Origin of the sequence: Xanthomonas sp. SI (assembly GCF_014236855.1) — a bacterium.
In the GTDB taxonomy this organism is placed as follows: Bacteria; Pseudomonadota; Gammaproteobacteria; order Xanthomonadales; family Xanthomonadaceae; genus Xanthomonas_A.
In genome coordinates this window covers 2,610,595-2,631,115 of the sequence record NZ_CP051261.1, presented here as the reverse complement: position 1 = coordinate 2,631,115, position 20,521 = coordinate 2,610,595, and the positions used below count along the sequence as shown (strand labels likewise).

Annotated in this window: 21 protein-coding genes and 2 tRNA genes; 18 read left to right on the top strand and 5 right to left on the bottom strand. The window is 68.2% G+C overall.

Features of this window, described 5'->3' with window-relative positions:
- The 3 genes from HEP75_RS10975 (at window position 1) to fdxA (ending at window position 2,291) form a co-directional block, all read left to right on the top strand.
- Complete coding sequence (locus HEP75_RS10975; protein ID WP_185823564.1) at window positions 1–924, top strand: SMP-30/gluconolactonase/LRE family protein; 924 nt, start codon at window positions 1–3, stop codon at window positions 922–924.
- The gene (locus tag HEP75_RS10970; RefSeq protein WP_185823563.1) at window positions 921–1,820 is read left to right on the top strand and encodes a 2-dehydro-3-deoxygalactonokinase; all 900 of its coding nucleotides are present in this window, start codon (window positions 921–923) and stop codon (window positions 1,818–1,820) included. The genes HEP75_RS10975 and HEP75_RS10970 overlap by 4 nt, the downstream gene beginning before the upstream one ends.
- A gap of 147 nt (window positions 1,821–1,967) precedes the next feature.
- Entirely contained in the window at window positions 1,968–2,291 is a 324-nt protein-coding gene (gene fdxA, locus HEP75_RS10965; protein WP_003475089.1) for a ferredoxin FdxA, read from the top strand.
- A gap of 201 nt (window positions 2,292–2,492) precedes the next feature.
- On the opposite strand, the gene HEP75_RS10960 is transcribed toward fdxA, so the two are convergent.
- The gene (locus tag HEP75_RS10960; RefSeq protein ID WP_185813048.1) at window positions 2,493–3,026 is read right to left on the bottom strand and encodes a hypothetical protein; all 534 of its coding nucleotides are present in this window, start codon (window positions 3,024–3,026) and stop codon (window positions 2,493–2,495) included.
- An 18-nt stretch (window positions 3,027–3,044) separates the two neighbouring features.
- Window positions 3,045–3,953: a 4-hydroxy-tetrahydrodipicolinate synthase gene (gene dapA, locus HEP75_RS10955; protein ID WP_185813049.1), complete on the bottom strand. Its 909-nt coding sequence runs from the start codon at window positions 3,951–3,953 to the stop codon at window positions 3,045–3,047.
- Between the two features lie 162 nt (window positions 3,954–4,115).
- On the opposite strand from dapA, the gene HEP75_RS10950 reads away from it, so the two are divergent.
- The 9 genes from HEP75_RS10950 (at window position 4,116) to HEP75_RS10910 (ending at window position 10,035) form a co-directional block, all read left to right on the top strand.
- Window positions 4,116–4,691, top strand: a complete 576-nt coding sequence (locus tag HEP75_RS10950; protein WP_003475101.1) for a glycine cleavage system protein R — start codon at window positions 4,116–4,118, stop codon at window positions 4,689–4,691.
- Between the two features lie 61 nt (window positions 4,692–4,752).
- Window positions 4,753–5,232, top strand: a complete 480-nt coding sequence (locus tag HEP75_RS10945) for a peroxiredoxin (RefSeq protein ID WP_009604221.1) — start codon at window positions 4,753–4,755, stop codon at window positions 5,230–5,232.
- Between the two features lie 84 nt (window positions 5,233–5,316).
- The gene (locus tag HEP75_RS10940) at window positions 5,317–6,717 is read left to right on the top strand and encodes a PhoH family protein (protein WP_185813050.1); all 1,401 of its coding nucleotides are present in this window, start codon (window positions 5,317–5,319) and stop codon (window positions 6,715–6,717) included.
- The gene (locus HEP75_RS10935) at window positions 6,714–7,208 is read left to right on the top strand and encodes a hypothetical protein (protein ID WP_185823562.1); all 495 of its coding nucleotides are present in this window, start codon (window positions 6,714–6,716) and stop codon (window positions 7,206–7,208) included. Before HEP75_RS10940 ends, HEP75_RS10935 begins: the two co-directional genes overlap by 4 nt.
- A 69-nt stretch (window positions 7,209–7,277) precedes the next feature.
- Window positions 7,278–7,946, top strand: a complete 669-nt coding sequence (locus HEP75_RS10930; protein WP_185826444.1) for a YoaK family protein — start codon at window positions 7,278–7,280, stop codon at window positions 7,944–7,946.
- 43 nt (window positions 7,947–7,989) lie between these two features.
- Complete coding sequence (thiD, locus tag HEP75_RS10925) at window positions 7,990–8,799, top strand: bifunctional hydroxymethylpyrimidine kinase/phosphomethylpyrimidine kinase (protein ID WP_185826443.1); 810 nt, start codon at window positions 7,990–7,992, stop codon at window positions 8,797–8,799.
- Window positions 8,796–9,647, top strand: a complete 852-nt coding sequence (locus HEP75_RS10920) for an alpha/beta fold hydrolase (RefSeq protein WP_185826442.1) — start codon at window positions 8,796–8,798, stop codon at window positions 9,645–9,647. Before thiD ends, HEP75_RS10920 begins: the two co-directional genes overlap by 4 nt.
- 63 nt (window positions 9,648–9,710) lie before the next feature.
- Window positions 9,711–9,787, top strand: a tRNA-Arg gene (locus HEP75_RS10915).
- Window positions 9,788–9,958: 171 nt separating this feature from the next.
- Window positions 9,959–10,035 (top strand) — tRNA-Arg (locus tag HEP75_RS10910).
- 81 nt (window positions 10,036–10,116) lie between these two features.
- On the opposite strand, the gene HEP75_RS10905 is transcribed toward HEP75_RS10910, so the two are convergent.
- The gene (locus HEP75_RS10905) at window positions 10,117–11,106 is read right to left on the bottom strand and encodes a DedA family protein/thiosulfate sulfurtransferase GlpE (protein WP_185826441.1); all 990 of its coding nucleotides are present in this window, start codon (window positions 11,104–11,106) and stop codon (window positions 10,117–10,119) included.
- Window positions 11,107–11,209: 103 nt separating this feature from the next.
- Complete coding sequence (locus HEP75_RS10900) at window positions 11,210–12,136, bottom strand: LysR substrate-binding domain-containing protein (RefSeq protein WP_185826440.1); 927 nt, start codon at window positions 12,134–12,136, stop codon at window positions 11,210–11,212.
- A 161-nt stretch (window positions 12,137–12,297) separates the two neighbouring features.
- On the opposite strand from HEP75_RS10900, the gene HEP75_RS10895 reads away from it, so the two are divergent.
- The 6 genes from HEP75_RS10895 (at window position 12,298) to HEP75_RS10870 (ending at window position 18,736) form a co-directional block, all read left to right on the top strand.
- Window positions 12,298–12,999 carry a pirin family protein gene (locus tag HEP75_RS10895; protein WP_185826439.1) on the top strand — a complete coding sequence of 234 codons (702 nt, stop codon included), beginning with the start codon at window positions 12,298–12,300 and terminating at the stop codon, window positions 12,997–12,999.
- 293 nt (window positions 13,000–13,292) lie between these two features.
- Window positions 13,293–15,422 carry a glycogen debranching protein GlgX gene (gene glgX, locus HEP75_RS10890; protein WP_185826438.1) on the top strand — a complete coding sequence of 710 codons (2,130 nt, stop codon included), beginning with the start codon at window positions 13,293–13,295 and terminating at the stop codon, window positions 15,420–15,422.
- Window positions 15,423–15,902: 480 nt separating this feature from the next.
- Window positions 15,903–16,247 (top strand): type II toxin-antitoxin system prevent-host-death family antitoxin, encoded by a 345-nt coding sequence (locus HEP75_RS10885; RefSeq protein WP_185826437.1) that lies wholly within the window; start codon window positions 15,903–15,905, stop codon window positions 16,245–16,247.
- 3 nt (window positions 16,248–16,250) lie between these two features.
- Window positions 16,251–16,892: an AAA family ATPase gene (locus HEP75_RS10880; protein ID WP_185826436.1), complete on the top strand. Its 642-nt coding sequence runs from the start codon at window positions 16,251–16,253 to the stop codon at window positions 16,890–16,892.
- A gap of 184 nt (window positions 16,893–17,076) precedes the next feature.
- Window positions 17,077–17,247 (top strand): CsbD family protein, encoded by a 171-nt coding sequence (locus HEP75_RS10875; protein WP_185813061.1) that lies wholly within the window; start codon window positions 17,077–17,079, stop codon window positions 17,245–17,247.
- Between the two features lie 1,114 nt (window positions 17,248–18,361).
- On the top strand, window positions 18,362–18,736 hold the full coding sequence (locus HEP75_RS10870) for a hypothetical protein (RefSeq protein WP_185826435.1): 375 nt from the start codon (window positions 18,362–18,364) through the stop codon (window positions 18,734–18,736).
- A gap of 52 nt (window positions 18,737–18,788) precedes the next feature.
- Here HEP75_RS10870 and HEP75_RS10865 read toward each other — a convergent pair whose 3' ends face one another.
- Window positions 18,789–20,399 carry a MobA/MobL family protein gene (locus HEP75_RS10865; protein WP_185826434.1) on the bottom strand — a complete coding sequence of 537 codons (1,611 nt, stop codon included), beginning with the start codon at window positions 20,397–20,399 and terminating at the stop codon, window positions 18,789–18,791.
- Between the last annotated feature and the right edge of the window lie 122 nt (window positions 20,400–20,521).

The window sequence follows — 20,521 nt, the reverse complement described above, 5'->3', positions numbered from 1 at the left end:
ATGAACGCTACGTCCTCCCCTGCCCACACCGCCACGCTGGCGGTGGACAGCCGCTGCACCCACGGCGAAGGCGTGGTCTGGTGCGAACGCCGGCAAGCGCTGTTCTGGGTCGACATCGACGGACGCCAGCTGTGGCGCCACGATCCGGCCAGCGGCGCCACGCGGCACTGGGCCCTGCCCGACCGCCCCGGCTGCCTGGGCCTGTTCGACGACGGCCGCCTGCTGCTGGCGCTGGCCAAGGGCGTGTACGCCGCCGATCCCGACGCCAGCGCCGCCGACGCGAGCGACCTGCCGCTGCACAAGCTCGCCGACCTGGAACCGGAGCGCGACGACACCCGCGCCAACGACGGCCGCGCCGACCGCCACGGCAACTTCGTGTTCGGCACCATGAGCGAGCGCGCCGACCAGGCCCCGGTCGGCAGCTTCTACCAGTGGTCCGCGCGCCACGGCCTGCGCCGCCTGCCGCTGCCCGGCGTGGCGATCCCCAACGCGATCTGCTTCAGCGCCGACGGCCGCACCCTGTACTACTGCGACTCGGTGCGCCCGCAGATTCTGTGCTGCGACTACGACGCCGCCAACGCGCAGACCAGCAACAGCCGCGTGTTCGCCGAACTCGACCACCCCGGCGCCGAACCCGACGGCGCCATCGTCGATGCCGAAGGCCACCTGTGGAACGCGCAATGGCGCGCCTGGCGCGTGGTCCGCTACCGGCCCGACGGCAGCGTCGAACGCAGCGTCGCGCTGCCGGTCAAGCACCCCACCTGCCCGGCGCTGGGTGGCGTCGACGGCCGCACCCTGTACCTGAGCACCTCGCGCATGGACCACGCCGACGACGAACTGTTGAGCACGCCGCAGGCCGGCGGCCTGTTCGTCGCCGCGGTCGGCATCGCCGGCCTGTCCGAAGGACGCATCGCCAGCGCATGATCGCCATCGATTGGGGCACCAGCAGCCTGCGCGGCTACCGGCTCGCAGCCGACGGCCGCGTGCTCGAGCAGCGCCGCAGCGACCAGGGCATCGGCGCCTGCCAGGGCCGCTTCGCCGCGACCCTGGCGGCGCTGATCGACGGCTGGCCCGGCGACGTGGTGCTGTGCGGCATGATCGGCAGCCGCAACGGCTGGATCGAACTGCCTTACGCGCCCTGCCCGGCCGACGCCGCCGCGCTGGCCGCGGCGATGCAGCCGCTGCAGGACCCGGCCCTGCCCGGGCGCACGCTGTGGTTCGTGCCCGGCGTGGCCAGCAGCGCCGAGGCGGTGCCGGACGTGATGCGCGGCGAGGAGACCCAGCTGATCGGGCTGCTCGACGTCCTCGCCCAGGACGCGCCGGGCGCGGGCGGCCACAGCGTGTGCCTGCCTGGCACCCACAGCAAATGGGTCGATCTGCAACACGGCCGCATCGCCGCCCTGGCCACGATGATGACCGGCGAGCTGTACGCGCTGCTGCGCCAGCACAGCCTGCTGGCACGCCTGATGGAGGCCGACGACGCGCACTTCGACGGCGCCGGCTTCGACGCCGGCCTGCAGCGCAGCGGCGAGCCCGGCGGCCTGCTGCACCACCTGTTCGGCGTGCGCAGCCTGGGCCTGTTCGAGCGGCTGAGCGCGGCCGCCGCGCCGTCCTACCTGTCCGGTCTGCTGATCGGCCACGAACTGCGCGCGCGCCTGCCGCTGGCGCCGAGCGTGCACCTGATCGGCGGCAGCGGCCTGCTGAACCGTTACGCGCATGCGCTGCGCGCGCTGGGCAGCGCGGTCCACAGCCACCCGGAAGACCTCGCCGCGCGCGGCCTGTACCGCCTGGCGCAACGCCGCGGCGGCATCGGCGACTGATCCACGCCCCCGGCGCCGCCTGCACGCCATGCCGCAAGGCCTGCCGTCCGCGGCGCGGCGGGACCCGTGCCGGCACCGCCAACGCGCATTCTCCACGCGCCGGCGCCGACTGCTTTAGAATTGCGCGCTTAACCGCCGGATCGAACCATGCCTTTTGTCGTCACCGAAAACTGCATCAAGTGCAAATACACCGACTGCGTGGAAGTGTGTCCCGTGGATTGTTTCCACGTGGGTCCCAATTTCATGGTGATCGATCCGGACGAGTGCATCGACTGCACCCTGTGCGAGCCGGAGTGCCCGGCCAACGCGATCTACCCCGAGGACGACGTGCCGGCCGGACAGGAAGGCTTCGTCGCGCTCAACGCGGAGCTGGCCAAGGCCTGGCCGGTGCTGACCACGCGCCAGGAACCGCTGCCCGACGCCGCCGAATGGGACGGCAAGCCGAACAAGCTGCCGCTGCTGCTGAAGTAGCCGTCGAGGCAGAGCGGTTGTTGTAGGAGCGGCTTCAGCCGCGACAGGCTCCATCGGTAACGCCTGTCGCGGCTGAAGCCGCTCCTACAAGGGTTTCCTGGAACCGCGCCAGCATCCTCTCCAAAACGAAACGGGCGCCCTGCGGCGCCCGTTTCTGTTTATCGCAACAGCCCGGCGCGAACGCCGGCCGGCGGCGCCGGCTCAATGGCCGAGCTTGGCCTTCAGCGCCGCGATCAGCTTGACCGGGGCATCGCCGTTGGCCGGCATGCCGCGCGGATCGACCGCCGACACGTACACGCCGGCATCCACCGCCACCACGCGGACCAGGAAGTTGCTGCCCTCGTAGGCCACGTCGTAGGAACCCAGCACCTGCGCACGGCTGGCGATGGTGACGCCCTCGATGCCGCCCAGCGCGTCGCCGACCTGGCCGAACACCTGATCGCGCGCGCCCGGCACCACGAAACCGCTGTTCGACGCCGCCGGCGCCTGGCCCGGCGCGCTGCTGGCGCCGGGGCGCTGCGTGGCCGAGGCCAGCGCCGGCACCTTCATCGCCGCCGAGGTGTCCGGCGCGGTCAGATCCGGCGGCACTTCCAGCGGACGCGCTTCGGGAGCCAGCGCATAGTCGCCGCGCGGCTTGCCCTTGTGGAACCAGCTGCAACCGCTGGTGGCCGCGACCATGGTGGTCGCCAGCACGGCGGCCGACAGCACGCGGACGTAGGGAACGGAAGCACGCATCGATAAATCTCCTGAGGGTCAGGCCGCGAGCGTTTCGCGGCTGGATAGTTCTTCCAACGCGGCTGCGTCGGTGGCGAGACGGTCGGCCGTGGCGTGGTGCGCCGCGGACAGCGGCAGCAGCGGCAGCCGCAGCCCCTGGCCGATACCGGCGCGCTGCAGCAGCGCCTTGACCGGGATCGGGTTGGATTCGATGCCGCAGAAGGCGTGGAACGGCTGCAGGCGCGCGTCCCAGGCCTGCGCCGGCTCGGCCTGGCGCGCGCGCGCCAGGTCGCACAGGCGGCGGTAGGCGGCCGGCAAGGCGTTGGAGGCGACCGAGATCAGCCCGTCGTAGCCGCCGAGCATGGCCTGCGCGGCGCTGCCGTCGTCGCCGCTGAGCACGGCGAAGCCGTCGCTGCGCAACGCCAGCAGCGCGGCGATGCGCTGCGGATCGCTGCTGGCTTCCTTGATGCCGACGATCTGCGGATGCTGCGCCAGCTGCGCCACCGTCTCCGGCAGCAGATCGCAGCCGGTGCGCCCGGGCACGTTGTACAGCACCACCGGCAGGCCGCCGTGCTCGGCCACCTGCAGGTAGTGCGCGAGCAGGCCGGCCTGGGTCGGACGCACGTACGGCGGGGTCACCACCAGCGCGTACTGCGCGCCGTTGGCCGCGGCGCGGCGGGTCAGCGCGACCGTCTTGGCGGTGCCGGACAGGCCGGTGCCGGCCAGCAACGGCACGCGTCCGCCGAGCGCCTGCGCCGCCTCGCGCAGGATCAGGTCGTACTCCTCGTCCAGCAGCGTGGCCGCCTCGCCGGTCGATCCCGCCACCACCACGCCCTGCACGCCGCCGTCCAGCTGCCGTTTGAGCAGGCGCTGCCAGGCGTCGAGGTCGAGGTCGCCATTGCCCTGGAAGGGCGTGGCCAGGGCGGTGATGATGCCGGAGAGGGACAAGATGCCTGATGCTCGCTGTGTAGATAGAAAGGGCCGCATGCGGCCCGCACGGACGTCGATTCGTCCCGCATGTTACTTGCGGCCCGAAAGCGCGGGCAAGTATGCTGCATACTGCACCGAGCGACCGCCCGGACGCCGTTCAGCCTTACGCAATCCTACGCAATGCCGGAAGCCCCTTTGACAGACACCACGCCCCGGCCCGCGCCGACCGAAAACCACCTCCTGATCAACGCCTATACGACGCATCCGGAGTCGCCGCTGTTGCCGGTGACGCGGCGTATCGCCGACAGCGGCTGCAATCTCGTCGATGCGCGCCTGGCCACGGTCGGCCGCGACGTGTCGGTGACCGCGCTGGCGACCGGCTCGTGGGACGCGGTGGCCAAGCTCGAAGCCATGCTGACCCGGCTCGACCGCGAGGAAGGCATGAAGCTGGTGTGGTACCGCACCGGCGCCAAGCAGGCGCAATCCAACCTGCTGCCCTACATCGTCGAGGTCATCGCCGCCGACAAGCCGGGCATCCTATTCCAGCTGGCGGACTTCTTCGACCGCCAGGGCATCACCATCGAGAACCTGCAGAGCACCCGCTACCGCGCGATGCAGACCGGCGCGGAGATGTTCTCGGCGCAGGTGACGATCGGGGTGCCGGCGAACATGCACATCGCCGCGCTGCGCGACGATTTCCTCGAGTTCTGCGACCACCTGAACCTGGACGCGATCATGGACCCGATGAAGTTCTGATCCGCGCTGGACATCGACGCAGTGGAACGCAGATGATGGCGATGCACGCGGAGGACACCCCATGAAGGACGGCGACACCCTGGACCGCACCACGCTGGCATTGCCGCTGGCGTTGTCCGGCGGCGCCAGCGCCACGCTCGGCGATTACGCCGGCCGCTGGCTGGTGCTGTATTTCTATCCGAAGGACAGCACCCCCGGCTGCACCACCGAGGGCATCGACTTCAACGCGCTGCTGCCGCAGTTCGAGCAGGCCAACGCCGCCGTGCTCGGCGTCTCGCGCGATTCGCTGAAGTCGCACGACAACTTCTGCGCCAAGCAGGGCTTCCGCTTCCCGCTGGTCAGCGACGCCGACGAGGCCCTGTGCCGCGCGTTCGACGTGATCAAGGAAAAGAACATGTATGGCCGCCAGGTGCTCGGCATCGAGCGCAGCACCTTCCTGATCTCGCCCTCGGGCCGGCTGCTGCGCAGCTGGCGCAAGGTCAAGGTACCCGGCCACGCCCAGGCCGTGTTCGACGCGCTGCAGGCCGCCGCCCAGCAGTGATCATTCGCGTTTCCCGCACGTCGCATCACCCTGCCCTGCGCAGGCGGTGATGGTTTTTCCCTGTCCCATTCCCAGGAATCCACGATGACCCGAGGCAAGCGCATCTACGTGCTGGATACCAACGTGCTGATGCACGACCCGACCGCGCTGTTCAAGTTCGAGGAGCACGACGTGTTCCTGCCGATGCAGGTGATCGAGGAGCTGGACAACGCCAAGAAGGGCATGTCCGAAGTCAGCCGCAACGCGCGCCAGGTCAGCCGTTTCCTCAACGAGCTGATCGAGGGCGCCGGCGCCGAGCAGATCGAGTCGGGCATCCCGCTCAGCCATCCGCAGGGCATCCAGCTCAAGAGCAGCGGCAGCATCGGCCGGCTGTACTTCCAGACCCGTCCGGTCGAGCCCGGGCGCAGCTTCGGCACCGTGGCGCCGGACAACAAGATCCTGGCCGCGGTGCTGGCGCTGCGCGAGGACGGCCCGGAAACGCCGGTGATCCTGGTGTCCAAGGACATCAACCTGCGAATCAAGGCGGCGATCAGCGGCCTGAGCGCAGAAGACTACGAGAACGACCGCGCGCTCGACGATTTCAGCCTGCTGTATACCGGCGCGATCGAGCTGCCGGAGGATTTCTGGCAGAAGCACAACCAGGACCTGCGCAGCTGGAGCGACCGCGGCCGCACCTGCTACGAGATCGCGCTGGCCGACGACGAGGACTGGCATCCGAACCAGTACCTGTACCTGCCCGGCGACGACGAAGTGGAACTGCGCGTGGTCAAGGTCAGCGGCGAGCGCAAGGCGACGCTGGCGCTGGTCGACGATTTCCGCAGCGGCCAGCACGCGGTGTGGGGCATCGCCGCGCGCAACCGCGAGCAGAACTTCGCGCTCAACGCGCTGATGGACCCGGAGATCGACTTCGTCACCCTGCTCGGCACCGCCGGCACCGGCAAGACCCTGCTGGCGCTGGCGGCGGGCCTGGCGCAGACCATGGACCAGCAGCGCTACCGCGAGATCATCATGACCCGCGCCACGGTCAGCGTCGGCGAGGACATCGGTTTCCTGCCCGGCACCGAGGAAGAGAAGATGACGCCGTGGATGGGCGCGCTGACCGACAACCTGGAAGTGCTGACCCACAACCAGGAAGGCGGCGCCTGGGGCCGCGCGGCGACCAACGACCTGCTCGCCAGCCGGATCAAGATCCGCTCTATGAACTTCATGCGCGGACGCACCTTCCTGTCGCGCTACCTGATCCTGGACGAAGCGCAGAACCTGACCCCGAAGCAGATGAAGACGCTGATCACCCGCGCCGGCCCCGGCACCAAGATCGTGTGCCTGGGCAACGTCGAGCAGATCGACACGCCGTACCTGACCGAGACCACCTCGGGCCTGACCTATGCGGTGGACCGGTTCAAGGCCTGGCCGCACAGCGCGCACGTCACCCTGCGCCGCGGCGAGCGCTCGCGCCTGGCCGACTACGCCTCGGAGGTCCTGTGAACGCCGCCAGCGCACGCCGCCTCGGCGGCGCCGCGCTGGCCCTGGCCCTGCTCGGCGCGTGTACCACCACGCGCGGACCGGCCAGCGTGCCGACCGCGATCAAGGCCGGTCAGTCGTGGATCGTCACCCGCAACAGCACCGCCGCGCAGGTGCTCGACACCTGTTCGCGCGACAGCCCGGCGCGCCACGACGGCGCGGTGAGCGGCTATTGGGCGCCGAGCGTGGAGCAGGTCGCGCAGCTGGAAACGCGGCTGGCGCAACTGCAGCCCGCGATCGCCGATCCGGGCAGCTACGACCGCCAGTACGTCGGCATCCTCTACCGCGGCAAGCAGGCGATCTACGTCAACGCATTCAAGCCGCGCGACGACAGCGAGCTGGATCCCAGCGTCGATGCGGTGCGCGTGTGCGGCGGCGGCGGCAGCTTCTGGGGCGCGGTGTTCGATCCGGCCAGCGGCACGTTCTCCGAGATCGCCGCCAACGGCGCGAAATAGGCCGCGACGCATGCGCCGGCCGCCCTCGCCCAGCCCGTCGCGCCCCGCGCGGCGGCGCCGCCGCGGCGCATGAACTTCGAACTGCCGCGCTGGGCCTGGGCGTTCGCCGGCGCGCTGGCCTGCGTCGCCGGCATGGTCAACGTGGTCGGCTACCTGGGCTTCGAACACCAGGCGGTGACCCACCTGACCGGCACCACCACCCTGCTCGGCGCGGCGCTGGCCGATGGCGACCTGCGCGTGATCGGCAACCTGCTGGGCGTGGTGCTGGCTTTCCTCGGCGGCGCGGTGCTCAGCGGCATCGTGGTGCAGGACAGCCGGCTGCGCCTGGGCCGCCGCTACGGCGTGGCGCTTGCCTTGGAAGCAGTGCTCCTGCTGGCAGCGATGCAGGCGTTCAAGCAGCAACAACTGCTCGGCGCGCTGTTGGCGGCCAGCGCCTGCGGCCTGCAGAACGCGATGACCACCACCTACAGCGGCGCGGTGGTGCGCACCACCCACCTGACCGGCATGTTCACCGACCTGGGCATCGGCCTGGGCCAGGCGTTGCGCGGCCTGCCGCTGCCGCGGCGGCGCATCCGCCTGAGCCTGCTGATCATCGGCGGCTTCCTGCTCGGCGGCGTGCTCGGCGCCCGGGCCTACCGCCATGTCGGCTTCGATGCGCTGCTGGCGCCGGCGCTGCTGACCGGCGTGGTCGGCACCATCTACGCGCTGCAGGCGCACTACCGCCGCCAACAGCGCTGAGTCCGCGGTCGCCAAGCCGCGGCAGGCGCTGCACAATCGGCGCATGAGCGAACCCACCGTCGTATCCGCACTGAGCATCGCCGGCACCGACTCGGGCGGCGGCGCCGGCATCCAGGCCGACCTGAAGACCTTCGCCGCGCATCGCGTGCACGGGCTGTCGGCGATCGCCGCGCTGACCGCACAGCACACCCGCGGGGTCAGCGCCGTGCACGTGCCGCCGCTGGCGTTCCTGCGCGCGCAGATCGACGCCTGCTTCGCCGATTTCGACATCGGCGCGGTCAAGCTCGGCATGCTCGCCAACGCCGCGGTGATCCACCTGGTGGCCGATGCATTGGAGGAATACCGCCCGCCGTTCGTGGTGCTGGACCCGGTGATGGTCGCAACCAGCGGCGCCAAGCTGCTCGAAGACGACGCGCTGGATGCGCTGCGCCGTCGCCTGCTGCCGCTGGCGACACTGGTCACCCCGAACACCCCGGAAGCGCAACTGCTGCTGGGCCGTGCGATCGAGAACGCCGACGATGCCGAGCACGCCACCGCCGCGCTGCTCGAGGCCGGTGCGCAGGCGGTGCTGCTCAAGGGCGGCCACCTGGACGAAGGCCATCGGGTCATCGACCGCTACGACGACGGGGTCAGCCGCAGCGAATTCAGCCATGCGCGGCTGCCGCTGCAGGCGCACGGCACCGGCTGCACGCTCGCCTCGGCGATCGCCGCGCAGCTGTGCCAGGGACTGGCGCTGCCGGTGGCCTGCGAGGCGGCGATCGACTACGTCGCCCGTGCGCTGCAGGGCGGCTACCGTCCCGGCCGCAGCGAAGTGATGGTGCTGGACCACTTCGGCGCCGCGCGCCACGCATGAGCACGCACGCACCGGCGAGCGAGGCGCTGCCGGCCAGCGCCGGCGACGGGCACCGCTGGACGCTGCTCGCACGCATTCCCGCGGCGCCGCGCCAGGCGCTGCTGTGGCTGCCCGCGCTGGGCGTAGCCGCGCGCCACTACCTGCCGTTCGCCGAAGCGCTGGCCGCGCAGGGCGTGGCCGTGTTCCTGCACGAATGGCGCGGCAACGGCAGCAGCACGCTGCGCCCGTCGCGCACGCAGGACTGGGGCTACCGGCAACTGCTGTGCGAAGACCTGCCGGCCAGCCACGCCGCGATCGCGCGGCACGGCGCGCTGCCGCTGGCCATCGGCGGCCACAGCCTCGGCGGGCAGATCGCCTGCTGCTATGCCGCGCTGCATCCGCAGGCCTTCGCCCAGCTGTGGCTGGTCGCCAGCGGCACGCCGTACTGGCGACATTTCGCCGCGCCGCGCCGGTATCTGCTGCCGCTGGCGTACCGCTTCCTGCCGTGGCTGGCGCAGTGCCAGGGCGTGCTGCACGGGCGCAGGCTCGGCTTCGGCGGGACCGAAGCACGCTCGCTGATCGCGGACTGGGCGCGGGTGGGCCTGAGCGGCCGCTATGCGGCCGCAGGCCTGGCGGCGGACCTGGAAACGCTGCTGGCGCAGTTGAGCGCACCGGTGCGCGGCGTGGTGTTGCAGGACGATTGGATGGCGCCGCAAACCTCGCTGCGCGCCCTGCTGCGCAAAATGGCGCCGCGCACGCTCGATCTGCGCTCGCTGGATGCGGCGCAGCTGGGCACCGCGGCCGACCATTTCGCGTGGATGAAGCGGCCGGCAGCCGTGGCGCAGGCCCTGCTCGGCAGCGCAGACTGAATTTTTTCCGCGAAGGGCATTGACGGGTCCGGGCGACTCGGTAATAATTCCGCTCCTGACGACGCGCCCGTAGCTCAGTTGGATAGAGTACCTGGCTACGAACCAGGCGGTCGGGAGTTCGAATCTCTCCGGGCGCACCAGTCAGATAAAAAACGACAAACTCGGTTTGTCGTTTTTTTTTGCGTGTTCGCCAGCCATTTTGCAGGCATGCGAGCGCAATGTTGCGCGCAGCCAGACGGCGCTTTTGCACATCGGCGCACGCCGCTGTAGACGAATCGGCAGAACTCGGGAATAATCCCGCGCCTGACGACGCGCCCGTAGCTCAGTTGGATAGAGTACCTGGCTACGAACCAGGCGGTCGGGAGTTCGAATCTCTCCGGGCGCACCAGTCAGATGAAAAACGACAAGCCTGCGCTTGTCGTTTTTTTTGCCCTCCGTTTGCCCCTGCCCGCGCCGCAAGCGCGCGCGCTTACGCGGCGACCTTGCCGCCGATGTCCGACGCCTGCGCTGCCGCGCCGCCATCCAGCTCGATCACCGCATAGCCCGCCGCACGCCACGCATCCAGCCCGCCACGCAGCGGCACCACGTCCTCGTAGTGACGCTGGCGCAGGCGCGTGGCCAGCACCGCCGCCGACACCTCGTTCGGACAGGCGCAGTAGATGACGATCTTGCGGTCGCGCGGCAACGCCGCGACGATGGCGTCGATGCGGCGATCGTCCACCTCCAGCGCACCGGGAATCGCGAACGGCTCGATCGCCCGATAGCCCGGCGCGCGGATGTCCAGCAGCACCGGCACCGCCTCGCCCTGCATCAACGCGTACAGTTCGTCGACGTCGATGCGCAACGTCTCCATCGACTTCAGCAGCGCATGCCGGCGCCAGGCGCGATAGCCGATATAGAGCACCAGCAGGCCCGCCAGCAGCAGCACCGCGCGGGTACCGAGTAGGCTCAGCCAGTCGAGCACGTCCTGCACCTGGTCGGCGAACGCCAGGCCCAGCAGTAGCCCGCAACCGGCCCACAGCGCCGCGCCCAGCGCGTCGTAGCGCAGGAACGCGCCCGGCCGCACCCGCATCGCCCCGGCCATCGGCACCGACACCATCGACAGGCCGGGCACGAACTTGGCCACCGCCAGCACGCGCACGCCCCAGCGCGTGTAGAAGCGCTCGGTCTGCTTCATGCAGGTATCGCGCGACAGCGACAGGCGGCACAGCGACTGCAGCGTGCGGTTGCCGTAGCGGCGGCCGGCGCCGAACCAGACCAGGTCGCCGATCAGGCTGGCCACGATCGACACCGACAACGCGGCCAGCAGGCTGCTCCACACCGCGCTGCCATCGAGCAGCGCATAGGTCGCACCGACCAGGATCAGGGTCGGCAGGGCCGGCACCGGCAGCCCCAGCGACAACGCCAGCACGTTGACGAAGACCAGGCCCAGGCCGTAACGCGCGATCAGTTCCTGCATGGCCGTGCCTGCGCCTGGAAAAAGGGGATGCGCCATTATCCTCCCGGTATCGCCAGCCGGTGCGGGCAATGGCGCACCACCAGCGGAACAGACCCGCCCACGCTCAGTCCAATCGCGCCTGCAGCCGCGCCAGCCACGCCTCGAACACCCCGGGCTGGCGCATGCGCGCGCGCCACCAAGCCAGCGCCGCGCCCTCCTCGCCGCTGCGCCACGCCAACTGGAACACCTCGTCCGGCTTCGGCTCCTCGACCTGCTTGCGCAGCAGCGCGCCGCGCGCCAGCGCCGCCCTCGCGTAGGGTTCGGGCAGGAAACCGAAGCCCAGCCCGGCCACCTGCAGCAGGTACTTGCTGCGCATGTCCGGCACGGTCAACGCGTCCTGGCCGAACAGCAGCCCGACCGTGCGCGGCAGCAGCCGCCGCGCCGAATCGGCGACCGCGATCGCGCGATGCTCGGCCAACTGACTGCGGCCCAGCGGCTCGGCTTCCTGCGCCAGCGGATGGGTAGGCGCGACCACGAACACGAACGGCAGCGTGCCGAACGCTTCGGCCACATAGCCGCCGCCGCTGGGCCCCTCCCCGGCCGCGCCGACCAGCAGGTCCACGCGCCGGTCCAGCAGCGCCTCCCAGGTGCCGGACAGCGATTCCTGCACGATCCGCAGCCGGGTTCGATCGGCGACTGCGTAGAACGCGGCGATGTCCTCGGCCAGACAGTCCGGCGCGAACACCGAATCCAGGCCCAGCGCGAACTCGGTCTCCCAGCCGGAGGCGACACGGCGTACCCGCAGCTCCAGATCGCCGGCCGCGCGCAGCAGATGCCGGCCCTCGCGCAGCAACTCGGCCCCGGCCGCGGTGAGCGCCACCTTCGGCCCCAGGCGGTCGAACAACTGCACGCCCAGGTCTTCCTCCAGCTTGGCCACCGTGTAGGAAATCGTGGACGGCACCTTGTACAGCGCCTTGCCGGCCGCCGAGAACGAGCCGCGGCGGTCGATGGCGTCGATGATCTGCAGCGCGTCGAGGCTGATCTTGAGCATTCGAATTTTTCGATGATAGGTGCCGAATCTATCCGTTTTTCAAACCCGGCAACAGTGCGGATACTTGCCCTCACCGCAAGGCAGCCACGAAATCAAGCAGATATCGCCGCTGCCCTGCCTATCGATCCACTTGCACATACCGCCACTACCAGGAGCTTTCCATGTTGCAGATCCGCACCAGCGATACCCGTGGCCGCGCCGAGCACGGCTGGCTGTCCTCGCGCCACACCTTCTCCTTCGGCCACTACCACGATCCGCGCCACATGGGCTTCGGGCCGCTGCGGGTGATCAACGAGGACCGGGTGCAGCCGGGCCAGGGTTTCGGCACCCATGCGCACCGCGACATGGAGATCCTCTCCTACGTGCTCGACGGCGCGCTGGAGCACAAGGACAGCATGGGCAACGGTTCGGTGCTGCGCTACGGCGACGTGCAGCGCATGAGCGCCGGCTCCGGGGTCACCCACAGCGAGTTCAACCACTCCGCCAGCGAGCCGGTGCACTTCCTGCAGATCTGGCTGTTGCCGGAACGCGCCGGGATCGAACCCGGTTACGAGGAAAAGCACTTCGCCCCGGAGACCAAGCGCGGCCAGCTGCGCCTGATCGCCGCGCCGCAGGGCGAGGACGGTGCGGTACGGATCCACCAGGATGCGCGCATCTACGCGGCGATCCTGGACGGCGCCGAGCGCGTCGACTACGCGCTGGCGAACGGACGCGGTGCCTACGTGCAGGTCATCCGCGGTTCGCTGACGGTCAACGGCCAGGCGCTGCAGGCCGGCGACGCGGCGCAGACCGTCGACGAGGCCGAGCTGCACTTCGCCGATGCGCAGGACACGGAATTCCTGTTGTTCGACCTGCCGCGCTGAGCCGCGACGCCAGCCGATCGCTGCCGCAGCGCGGGCAGCGCACGAAGAACCCGCCCGATGGCGGGTTCTTCGCGTTGGCGCAATGCACTCGCACATTCGCGATGCGGCATCGGCTGTTCACTCCCCCAATGCCTCTGCGCCGCACATCCCCGGCGCCACCACACGCGGAAGCGGCGCCGTACGGCGCGCTCCTCACGCCTCTCTGGGAATGCCATGACGCGTCCTGCACGGTACCCGCGTCAATGCTTGCGCTCTTTCCCTACGCCGGCACGCCGGCCGAGAGCCCTCCCCCGATGCGACACCCCGCCAGCGCCATCTACGCCACTCCCTCGCGCATCCGCCAAGGACGCCCCTTTCCCCGCGGCGCCGTGTTCGATGGCCAGGGCACCAACTTCGCCCTGTTCTCGGCGCACGCCACGCGCGTCGAGCTGTGCCTGTTCGACGAATCCGGCACGGAAACGCGGCTGGACCTGCCCGAGTACACCAACGAGATCTGGCACGGCTACCTGCCCGACGCCAAGCCCGGCCAGCGCTACGGCTATCGCGTGCATGGCCCGTACGCGCCCAGCGAAGGCCATCGCTTCAATCCCAACAAGCTGCTGCTCGACCCCTATGCCCGCGAAATCGAGGGCGACCTGGTCTGGGCCGACGAACTCTATGGCTACACCGTCGGCCACCCGGACGGCGACCTCAGCTTCGACGAACGCGACAGCGCGCCGTTCATGCCCAAATGCGTGGTGGTCGAGGACACCTACGACTGGGGCGACGACGCCCGGCTGCTGACCCCGTGGAGCGACACCCTGGTGTACGAGACGCACGTGCGCGGCTACACCATGCGCCACCCGCAGGTGCCGCAGGAACTGCGCGGCACCTGCGCCGGACTGGCGCAGGAACCGGTGCTGCGCTACATCAAGGAGCTGGGCGTCAGCGCGGTGGAACTGCTGCCGGTGCACGCCTATCTCGACGACCAGCACCTGCTCGACAAGGACCTGCGCAACTACTGGGGCTACAACACCCTGGGCTTCTTCGCGATCAAGTCGCGCTACCTGGCCAGCGGCCATCGCGACGAATTCCGCGACATGGTCAAGGCCATGCACCGCCAGGGCCTGGAGGTCATCCTCGACGTGGTCTACAACCACACCGCCGAAGGCAGCGAACTCGGCCCGACCCTGTCGTTCCGCGGCATCGACAACGCCAGCTACTACCGCCTGGCCGAGGACAAGCGCTACTACATCAACGATACCGGCACCGGCAACACCTTGAACCTGAGCAACTCGCGGGTGATCCAGTTCGTCAACGACTCGCTGCGCTACTGGGCCGGCGAGATGCACGTGGACGGCTTCCGCTTCGACCTGGCCACCATCCTCGGCCGCGAACCCACCGGCTTCGACCAGCGCGGCGGCTTCCTGGATGCGTGCAACCAGGATCCGTTGCTGTCGGAAGTGAAACTGATCGCCGAGCCCTGGGACTGCGGCCCGGGCGGCTACCAGGTCGGGCATTTCCCGCCGGGCTGGTCGGAGTGGAACGACAAGTTCCGCGACAACGCCCGCGCCTTCTGGAAGGGCGACGACGGCATGCTGGCCGAATTCGCGACCCGCTTCACCGGCTCGGCCGACCTGTTCGATCGCCGCGGCCGCCGTCCGTGGGCCTCGGTCAACTTCATCACCGCGCACGACGGCTTCACCCTGCGCGACCTGGTCAGCTACAACGAAAAACACAATGAGGCCAACGGCGAAGACAACCGCGACGGCTCCAACAACGACGGCTCCTGCAACTACGGCGCGGAAGGCGCCAGCGACGACGCCGAGATCCTGCAGCTGCGCGAGCGGCAGAGCAAGAACCTGCTGGCCACGCTGCTGCTGGCGCAAGGCACACCGATGCTGCTGGCAGGCGACGAGCGCGCGCAGACCCAGGGCGGCAACAACAACACCTATTGCCAGGACAACGAGATCACCTGGCTCGACTGGGACAACGACCTTACCGAGGGCCGGCTGACCGCCTTCGTGAAGGCGCTGAGCGCATTGCGCAAGCGCTACCAGATCCTGACCCGCGGGCGATTCCTCAACGGCCAGTACAACGAAGAGGCCGGCCTACGCGATCTCACCTGGCTCAATCCCGGCGGCACGCAGATGGAAGACGCGCATTGGACCGATCCCGGCGCGCGCTCGGTCGGATTGTTGCTGGAAGGCAAGGCGCAGACCTCCGGGGTCAAGGAACTGGCCAACGACGACACCTTGCTGATCGTCATCAACGCCTACCACGAAGGAGTGAACTTCACCCTGCCCTCGTCGGAGGAGGAACTGCACTGGAAGCTGGTGCTTTCCACCGACGACGCCTTACAGATCGACAGCATGCCCGCAGGCGCCAGCGAATTCCTGGCACCGCCGCGCAGCGTCAGCGTGTTCGAGTGCCAGACACCGTAGTTGCTTGAATGAGGCGACGCCTTGGCCGGAAGCGGGAGGCTGGCCATCGCATGCGATGTGGTGCGGCCCGATAGAACGCAGCCTGCGTGCAGGCTGCGGGATGGGAAGATGGCCCTTCGCAGCACACCGTCATCGCGCCACTCGTATCGAGTGTCCAGGACCGATAAAGAAGGGAAAGAGCGGCGAACGGGCCATCGCCGGCCTTGTCCAAGGCTGGCGGATTGCAAGGCAACGTGTTCAAGCATTCGAGCATCGCGGATCACCAACTCTGCCTGTCGAAATACCTCTAAACCCTATCCAGGCAAGTGTTCACGATCCAAAGCTTCGTCCCAGATTTGGACAAGCTCGATGCGCCACGGCAGCCCCCATTTCCCTCGCCTTGGAGGCTGGATGCACTCATGAACGGCGCATAGTCCAAATTTACCAAAATGGTAATTTTGGAAGTAGACTCGACCCTATCCCGTCCTCCGGTCCGCCCCCATGGAACTTCCCCTGGACTTCCCCGATCTGGAAAAAGCCCCGGCCAGCGACATCAAGACCAAAGGCTGGCCCGGACTGATGCGCAAGGTCCGTGCGAACGGCGCCGTCGTGGTCACCAACCACAACTATCCCGAAGCGGTGGTGGTGGACGCGGAGGAATACCGCCGGCTGGTGACCGAAGCGAGCGCAGCATCCACGGCCATTGCCCGCACCCAGTCGCTCAAGGCGCTGCAAACGAAATTCGACGAGCACCTGGCCTCATTGAAGGACGGCAGCGGCTTGAGCCGGGCACTGGACCGCCCCGCCCGACGCGGCAAGAAAATCACTCTGGGCAAATCCCTGTAAGCGGTGGGCAGGATCCTGGTCCTGGCCGGCGTCAACGGCGCCGGCAAAAGTTCGCTGCTGGGTGCGATGCTGCAAGAGGATCAGGCGACCTGGTTCAATCCGGATTCCTTCACTCGAGCGCTGACCGAACAAGGATGGCCGCTCGAGGAAGCCAATGCCCAGGCCTGGCATGAAAGCAAGCGACGACTGGAGCGCGCTCTCGCCGAAGGCGCGGACTACGCGTTCGAGACCACGCTCGGCGCGAACACGATCCCCGCGCTGATTCGCCAAGCTTGCGAGCGGCACGAGGTGACGATCTGGTTCTGCGGCCTGGCGAGCGTGGAGCTTCACCTGCAGCGCGTGGCCGCCCGGGTGGCACGTGGCGGGCACGACATCGCGGAAGCCAAGATTCGCCAGCGCTACGACGCCTCCCGCGCCAACCTGATCGCGCTGATTCCCCATTTGAGCACCCTGCACGTATACGACAACAGCAGCCCTGCGGACGCAGACGGCCAAGCCGCTCCCCTGTTGGTGCTGGAAATGGACAGGTCCGGCATCCACTGCCCGCTCACCGCCGAGGAATTCGAGCAAGTGCCGGAATGGGCAAAGCCGATCGTGATGGCAGCCCTCGACGCGCGCGCACCTTCAATGCCGCAGCCATCCTGATCGTCAAACGCCTGCAGGCAACAGTGCAGTCGCGCGCCACAACTTCGCATCGCCCCGGCACTCGAACTTTCCAGGAGCTAAACCGGCGCGCTCGACTGCGCCAAACCTTCACTCGCGGCATACCGCGCTGCGCGCAGCTTGGCGATGCCCACTCAAGGGCGCTCACTTACTCGCGGAGTCAACGATGGACAAGAATCGCACCGAAGGCGCAAAGAATCAGGTCAAGGGCAGCGTCAAGGAAGTCGTCGGCAAGGTCACCGGCAACAAGCTGAAGGAAGTCGAAGGCAAACTGCAGAAGGGTGCCGGCAAGGTCCAGAGCGCAGTCGGCAAGGCGCGCGACAACGCCCGCAGCTGAAGAGCGATGCAACGCCTCCCGGATCTTGCAAGGAGTTGGACGCAAGTCTTTTGATCGAGGGCCTTCGAGGCGCATTTTGGCTGGATCCCAAGCAGACGGTTTCGAATACGGCAGCAAGGGTTAGGCCATCTGCGCTTCGGCGAGTCCCACAGCCAGGCGCTCAAACAGAGACTTATAGCTAATGGCCTGGGCGTGGCCGGGGCGGAGAATCGCCTCCAAACGCCCGATGCTGTGTCATCGATCGGCAAATAGGCAGAGATCGCTGTTATCGCTGATTCGACGGCTCGAAACGGCACCCGCTCCCGCTGGTTGCACAGCTTTGAATGCAAGCCCCAGGACCGACTTTCCCTGAGGCGCTTCAAGCGCTCATCCAGCCCCGATCGGTCCTGCCAGCCCGATGGCTGCGGAGGCAGCAAGCACGCATCGCCCTGCGGCAACAGCAGTGCGCAACAGATCGCAACGTGGCCGACAGCAGCACGCAGCCACGTGCCTATCGCCGAAGCTCTGGACTTTGTATTGCATTTGCAGACATTGACCCGAAGCGCGGCGGCCGCAGCGGCCCGAATGCGCAAACGAACGTAGTAGCGGCCGGTCTCGCCGCGGGTGAGGTAGTGCGCTACTCGCATGGAAGTGTCCAAGCGAGTGTCAAAGGTCGGGAAAAAGAAAAACGCCCGCAAATCGTTGATTTGCGGGCGTTTCCTTGACACTGGCGGAGTGAGAGGGACACAATTTAAATTCCTCTAACCCATTGATGCCGATCGTCTTTTCCCACCTGGACACCCGCAAATTGTGTCCAAGGGATGGTCCTGCGTCCGGGATCCTAGCCGAGGCGGAATGCAATGTGGATCCCCAGGCCTAGGCCGCCCGTTGTCCGGGCGAGCAGGCCATGCCCCACCAACGGCACCTGATCGGGAGCAACAGCGCCTACCAGAGCCGGCGCACCGGCGTTGCCGATTTTTGACCGCTTACTGACCCCTTCTAGGTATCCATGGACATGGGAAAGCCAACTTTGCGGCGCCTATTAATATTTGTGAAATAGCGCAGGAATTTGCGCTTGCGGTATGCCGGCTTGGTGCTTGGATGAGGGCTCCCCCACAGGCTCCAAGGAGCAACAATGCAATCCGAACTGACCCTTCATATCGCCAGTCGTCTCATCACCGGGCTTCTTTGCCAGGAGCGGCATTGCCGCCTGCCCGACCGCATCGACGACATCCGGCACGCGCTGGACGTGGCCGCCGAAATGATGCGCCAGCACGGCGGAGGCAACGCCGCGCCTCCGGTGCACGACCACGCCCCACCCAAACCCGCCCCTACGGTGCCGCCACCAGCATCGCCATCCCCACCGCAGGCACCGCGCCTGCAGGAGATTCGAACCCGGGAGGCGATCGTGGTGCGCGACATGCCGTCCGTCGAAGAGTGGCGCAAGAACCGCCGGCGCAAGGAAGCCCCGGATCCAGTGGCGAACAAGAAGAAGCCGACGCTTCACTGATACGCACCGCCTCCCTAACAACAAAGTGCCCCGCAAGCGGGGCACCGTTGTTTCAGTGGAGGCGTGGGCGCGGTGGACGGGGGCCGCTCGGTGCACGGTCCAAGGCTGGCGGGTCGTAGAGCGCATCGGATTGAGCGTCCTGGGTGCCGAAGACCAGCGGTCGGTCGAACTCGAGGGGATAGCGCCCCAGCATCCCCTGGCTCCAGGTCTCCAGATGGCGGCAACACTCTTCGGCCTCCTGCTCGCAAAACGCTTTTTGCTCGGGGGTGACCCGAGCCCGAGCCTCCGCCAGCTCGGCCGTCCGCTTCTCCAAGGTGCTCAAGCGCCATGCCCGCCGTTGCTTCCAGCTCTGCTCTGTCCAAGATGTGCCGGGCTGGGGATGGTTGACGGTGAACTCCTCCCAAGACCGCTCCGCGAGATGGCGGAGCTTGGAGGCGCGTTGCTCGGCCTGCAGGCGCCTTCCGAACCTCGTCAGGCTGGCCTTGAAGCGGCGCAACCGCCGGGCCAGCTCCAACACGTCCGTGCGGAACCGGGTGTGCTCGGCGAACGCCGCAGCACGCTCAGTCACCCAAGCCAAGAGCTGGCGGGTGGCATGGAGTGCCCGCGCCACGCTCTCGTGGCGCAATGCTCCCCACTCCTGGCTCAGCTCCGCGACGAGCGCCGGGATGGACAGCGGCTCCGGGCGTGGCGCCCCAGGAGCGCCCTCCTCCAGCAGCCCCAGCCGTTGGGCGATGGCTCCCATGCTGCGAGACATCTCAATGCGCCCTGCCCCGCGACCCAGCGGCAGGGACAGCACGGCCGGAGGCCGGCGGAACTCCCGTTGGGCCTGTTCGTGGCTGTGGCCATCGGGCACTTCTGCCGCGCACCCATCGTTTTCGAACACGGCGATGAGTTTTTGAAAGGTCTCCTCGTTGCCCTCCTCGATCCGGCGGTTTGCCTCCGCGCGATCAGAGGCCTGGCCCCGGCGAGCGATGGCCGTCGCGTTCTTGCCCAGATGCTTGGTCGGCTCGCGCGCGAGCACGGCAGCGGCGACTAGGTCGCCGCGCGCCAGGGCCTCGCCGGCCTGGGCCTCAAGGCTGCGGTGGTCCACCTGGATTCCTAAGCCAGCCGCCTCGAGGTAGGCATTGATGGTCGTGGCGATCAGTTCGCGCACCCATTGCACCTCGGTCCTGCCTGAGGGTCCGCCGTCGAGCTCACGCGTTTTGTCTACAAAACCGTCCGGCCCGATGCGCCGCGTCGTGGTCAGGACGTGGACGTGCCAGTTCAGCCCGTCCTTTGAACCCGGGCTGTGGATGCTGGCCTGGGCCGCGAAGCCATAGCGGGCGACGAGGGCGCGGGTGACCTCCATGGCCAGCGCCGATCGCTGCGCCTCGTCGAGTTCGTGGGGCAACGCAAACTCGAACTCACGCGCGATGGTGGCGTCTTTTCGGCGCTCGGCCGCCTCGGCCGCCGGCCAGAGCTGAGCGGGGACGACGGCCCAGTCCGGGGCGTCCTCGGGGGCGATGCAGCGCGTTTCGACCACGCCGTCCCGACGGCGGTAGTCGTGGCGCTGCCCTGTCTTCTCGTCCTCGAGAAGCAGGCCAGCGCGGTAGGCAGCCGCAGCAATGGACGAATGTCCTTTGGCGCGGCTGAAGGTTTTTACGTTGGCGTGGTAGATGGCCATGAGGCGGCGGCTCCGAAGCAGTGGGGTTGCTTGGTTTATGCCTCGGCTTTGGATTTGCGCAAGCGCCTCCGGCGCTTGGGGTTCAAGGGGCGAAGCCCTTTGCGCACGCGTTCCGTAGGAAC

What these genes read in the sequence shown, in the direction of transcription:
- HEP75_RS10975 (WP_185823564.1), top strand. Translation starts at nt 1, where the DNA reads ATGAACGCTACGTCCTCCCCTGCCCACACCGCCACGCTGGCGGTGGAC.
- HEP75_RS10970 (WP_185823563.1), top strand. Translation starts at nt 921, where the DNA reads ATGATCGCCATCGATTGGGGCACCAGCAGCCTGCGCGGCTACCGGCTC.
- fdxA (WP_003475089.1), top strand. Translation starts at nt 1,968, where the DNA reads ATGCCTTTTGTCGTCACCGAAAACTGCATCAAGTGCAAATACACCGAC.
- HEP75_RS10960 (WP_185813048.1), bottom strand. Translation starts at nt 3,026, where the DNA reads ATGCGTGCTTCCGTTCCCTACGTCCGCGTGCTGTCGGCCGCCGTGCTG.
- HEP75_RS10950 (WP_003475101.1), top strand. Translation starts at nt 4,116, where the DNA reads ATGCCGGAAGCCCCTTTGACAGACACCACGCCCCGGCCCGCGCCGACC.
- HEP75_RS10945 (WP_009604221.1), top strand. Translation starts at nt 4,753, where the DNA reads ATGAAGGACGGCGACACCCTGGACCGCACCACGCTGGCATTGCCGCTG.
- HEP75_RS10940 (WP_185813050.1), top strand. Translation starts at nt 5,317, where the DNA reads ATGACCCGAGGCAAGCGCATCTACGTGCTGGATACCAACGTGCTGATG.
- HEP75_RS10930 (WP_185826444.1), top strand. Translation starts at nt 7,278, where the DNA reads ATGAACTTCGAACTGCCGCGCTGGGCCTGGGCGTTCGCCGGCGCGCTG.
- thiD (WP_185826443.1), top strand. Translation starts at nt 7,990, where the DNA reads ATGAGCGAACCCACCGTCGTATCCGCACTGAGCATCGCCGGCACCGAC.
- HEP75_RS10920 (WP_185826442.1), top strand. Translation starts at nt 8,796, where the DNA reads ATGAGCACGCACGCACCGGCGAGCGAGGCGCTGCCGGCCAGCGCCGGC.
- HEP75_RS10905 (WP_185826441.1), bottom strand. Translation starts at nt 11,106, where the DNA reads ATGCAGGAACTGATCGCGCGTTACGGCCTGGGCCTGGTCTTCGTCAAC.
- HEP75_RS10900 (WP_185826440.1), bottom strand. Translation starts at nt 12,136, where the DNA reads ATGCTCAAGATCAGCCTCGACGCGCTGCAGATCATCGACGCCATCGAC.
- HEP75_RS10895 (WP_185826439.1), top strand. Translation starts at nt 12,298, where the DNA reads ATGTTGCAGATCCGCACCAGCGATACCCGTGGCCGCGCCGAGCACGGC.
- glgX (WP_185826438.1), top strand. Translation starts at nt 13,293, where the DNA reads ATGCGACACCCCGCCAGCGCCATCTACGCCACTCCCTCGCGCATCCGC.
- HEP75_RS10885 (WP_185826437.1), top strand. Translation starts at nt 15,903, where the DNA reads ATGGAACTTCCCCTGGACTTCCCCGATCTGGAAAAAGCCCCGGCCAGC.
- HEP75_RS10875 (WP_185813061.1), top strand. Translation starts at nt 17,077, where the DNA reads ATGGACAAGAATCGCACCGAAGGCGCAAAGAATCAGGTCAAGGGCAGC.
- HEP75_RS10870 (WP_185826435.1), top strand. Translation starts at nt 18,362, where the DNA reads ATGCAATCCGAACTGACCCTTCATATCGCCAGTCGTCTCATCACCGGG.
- HEP75_RS10865 (WP_185826434.1), bottom strand. Translation starts at nt 20,399, where the DNA reads ATGGCCATCTACCACGCCAACGTAAAAACCTTCAGCCGCGCCAAAGGA.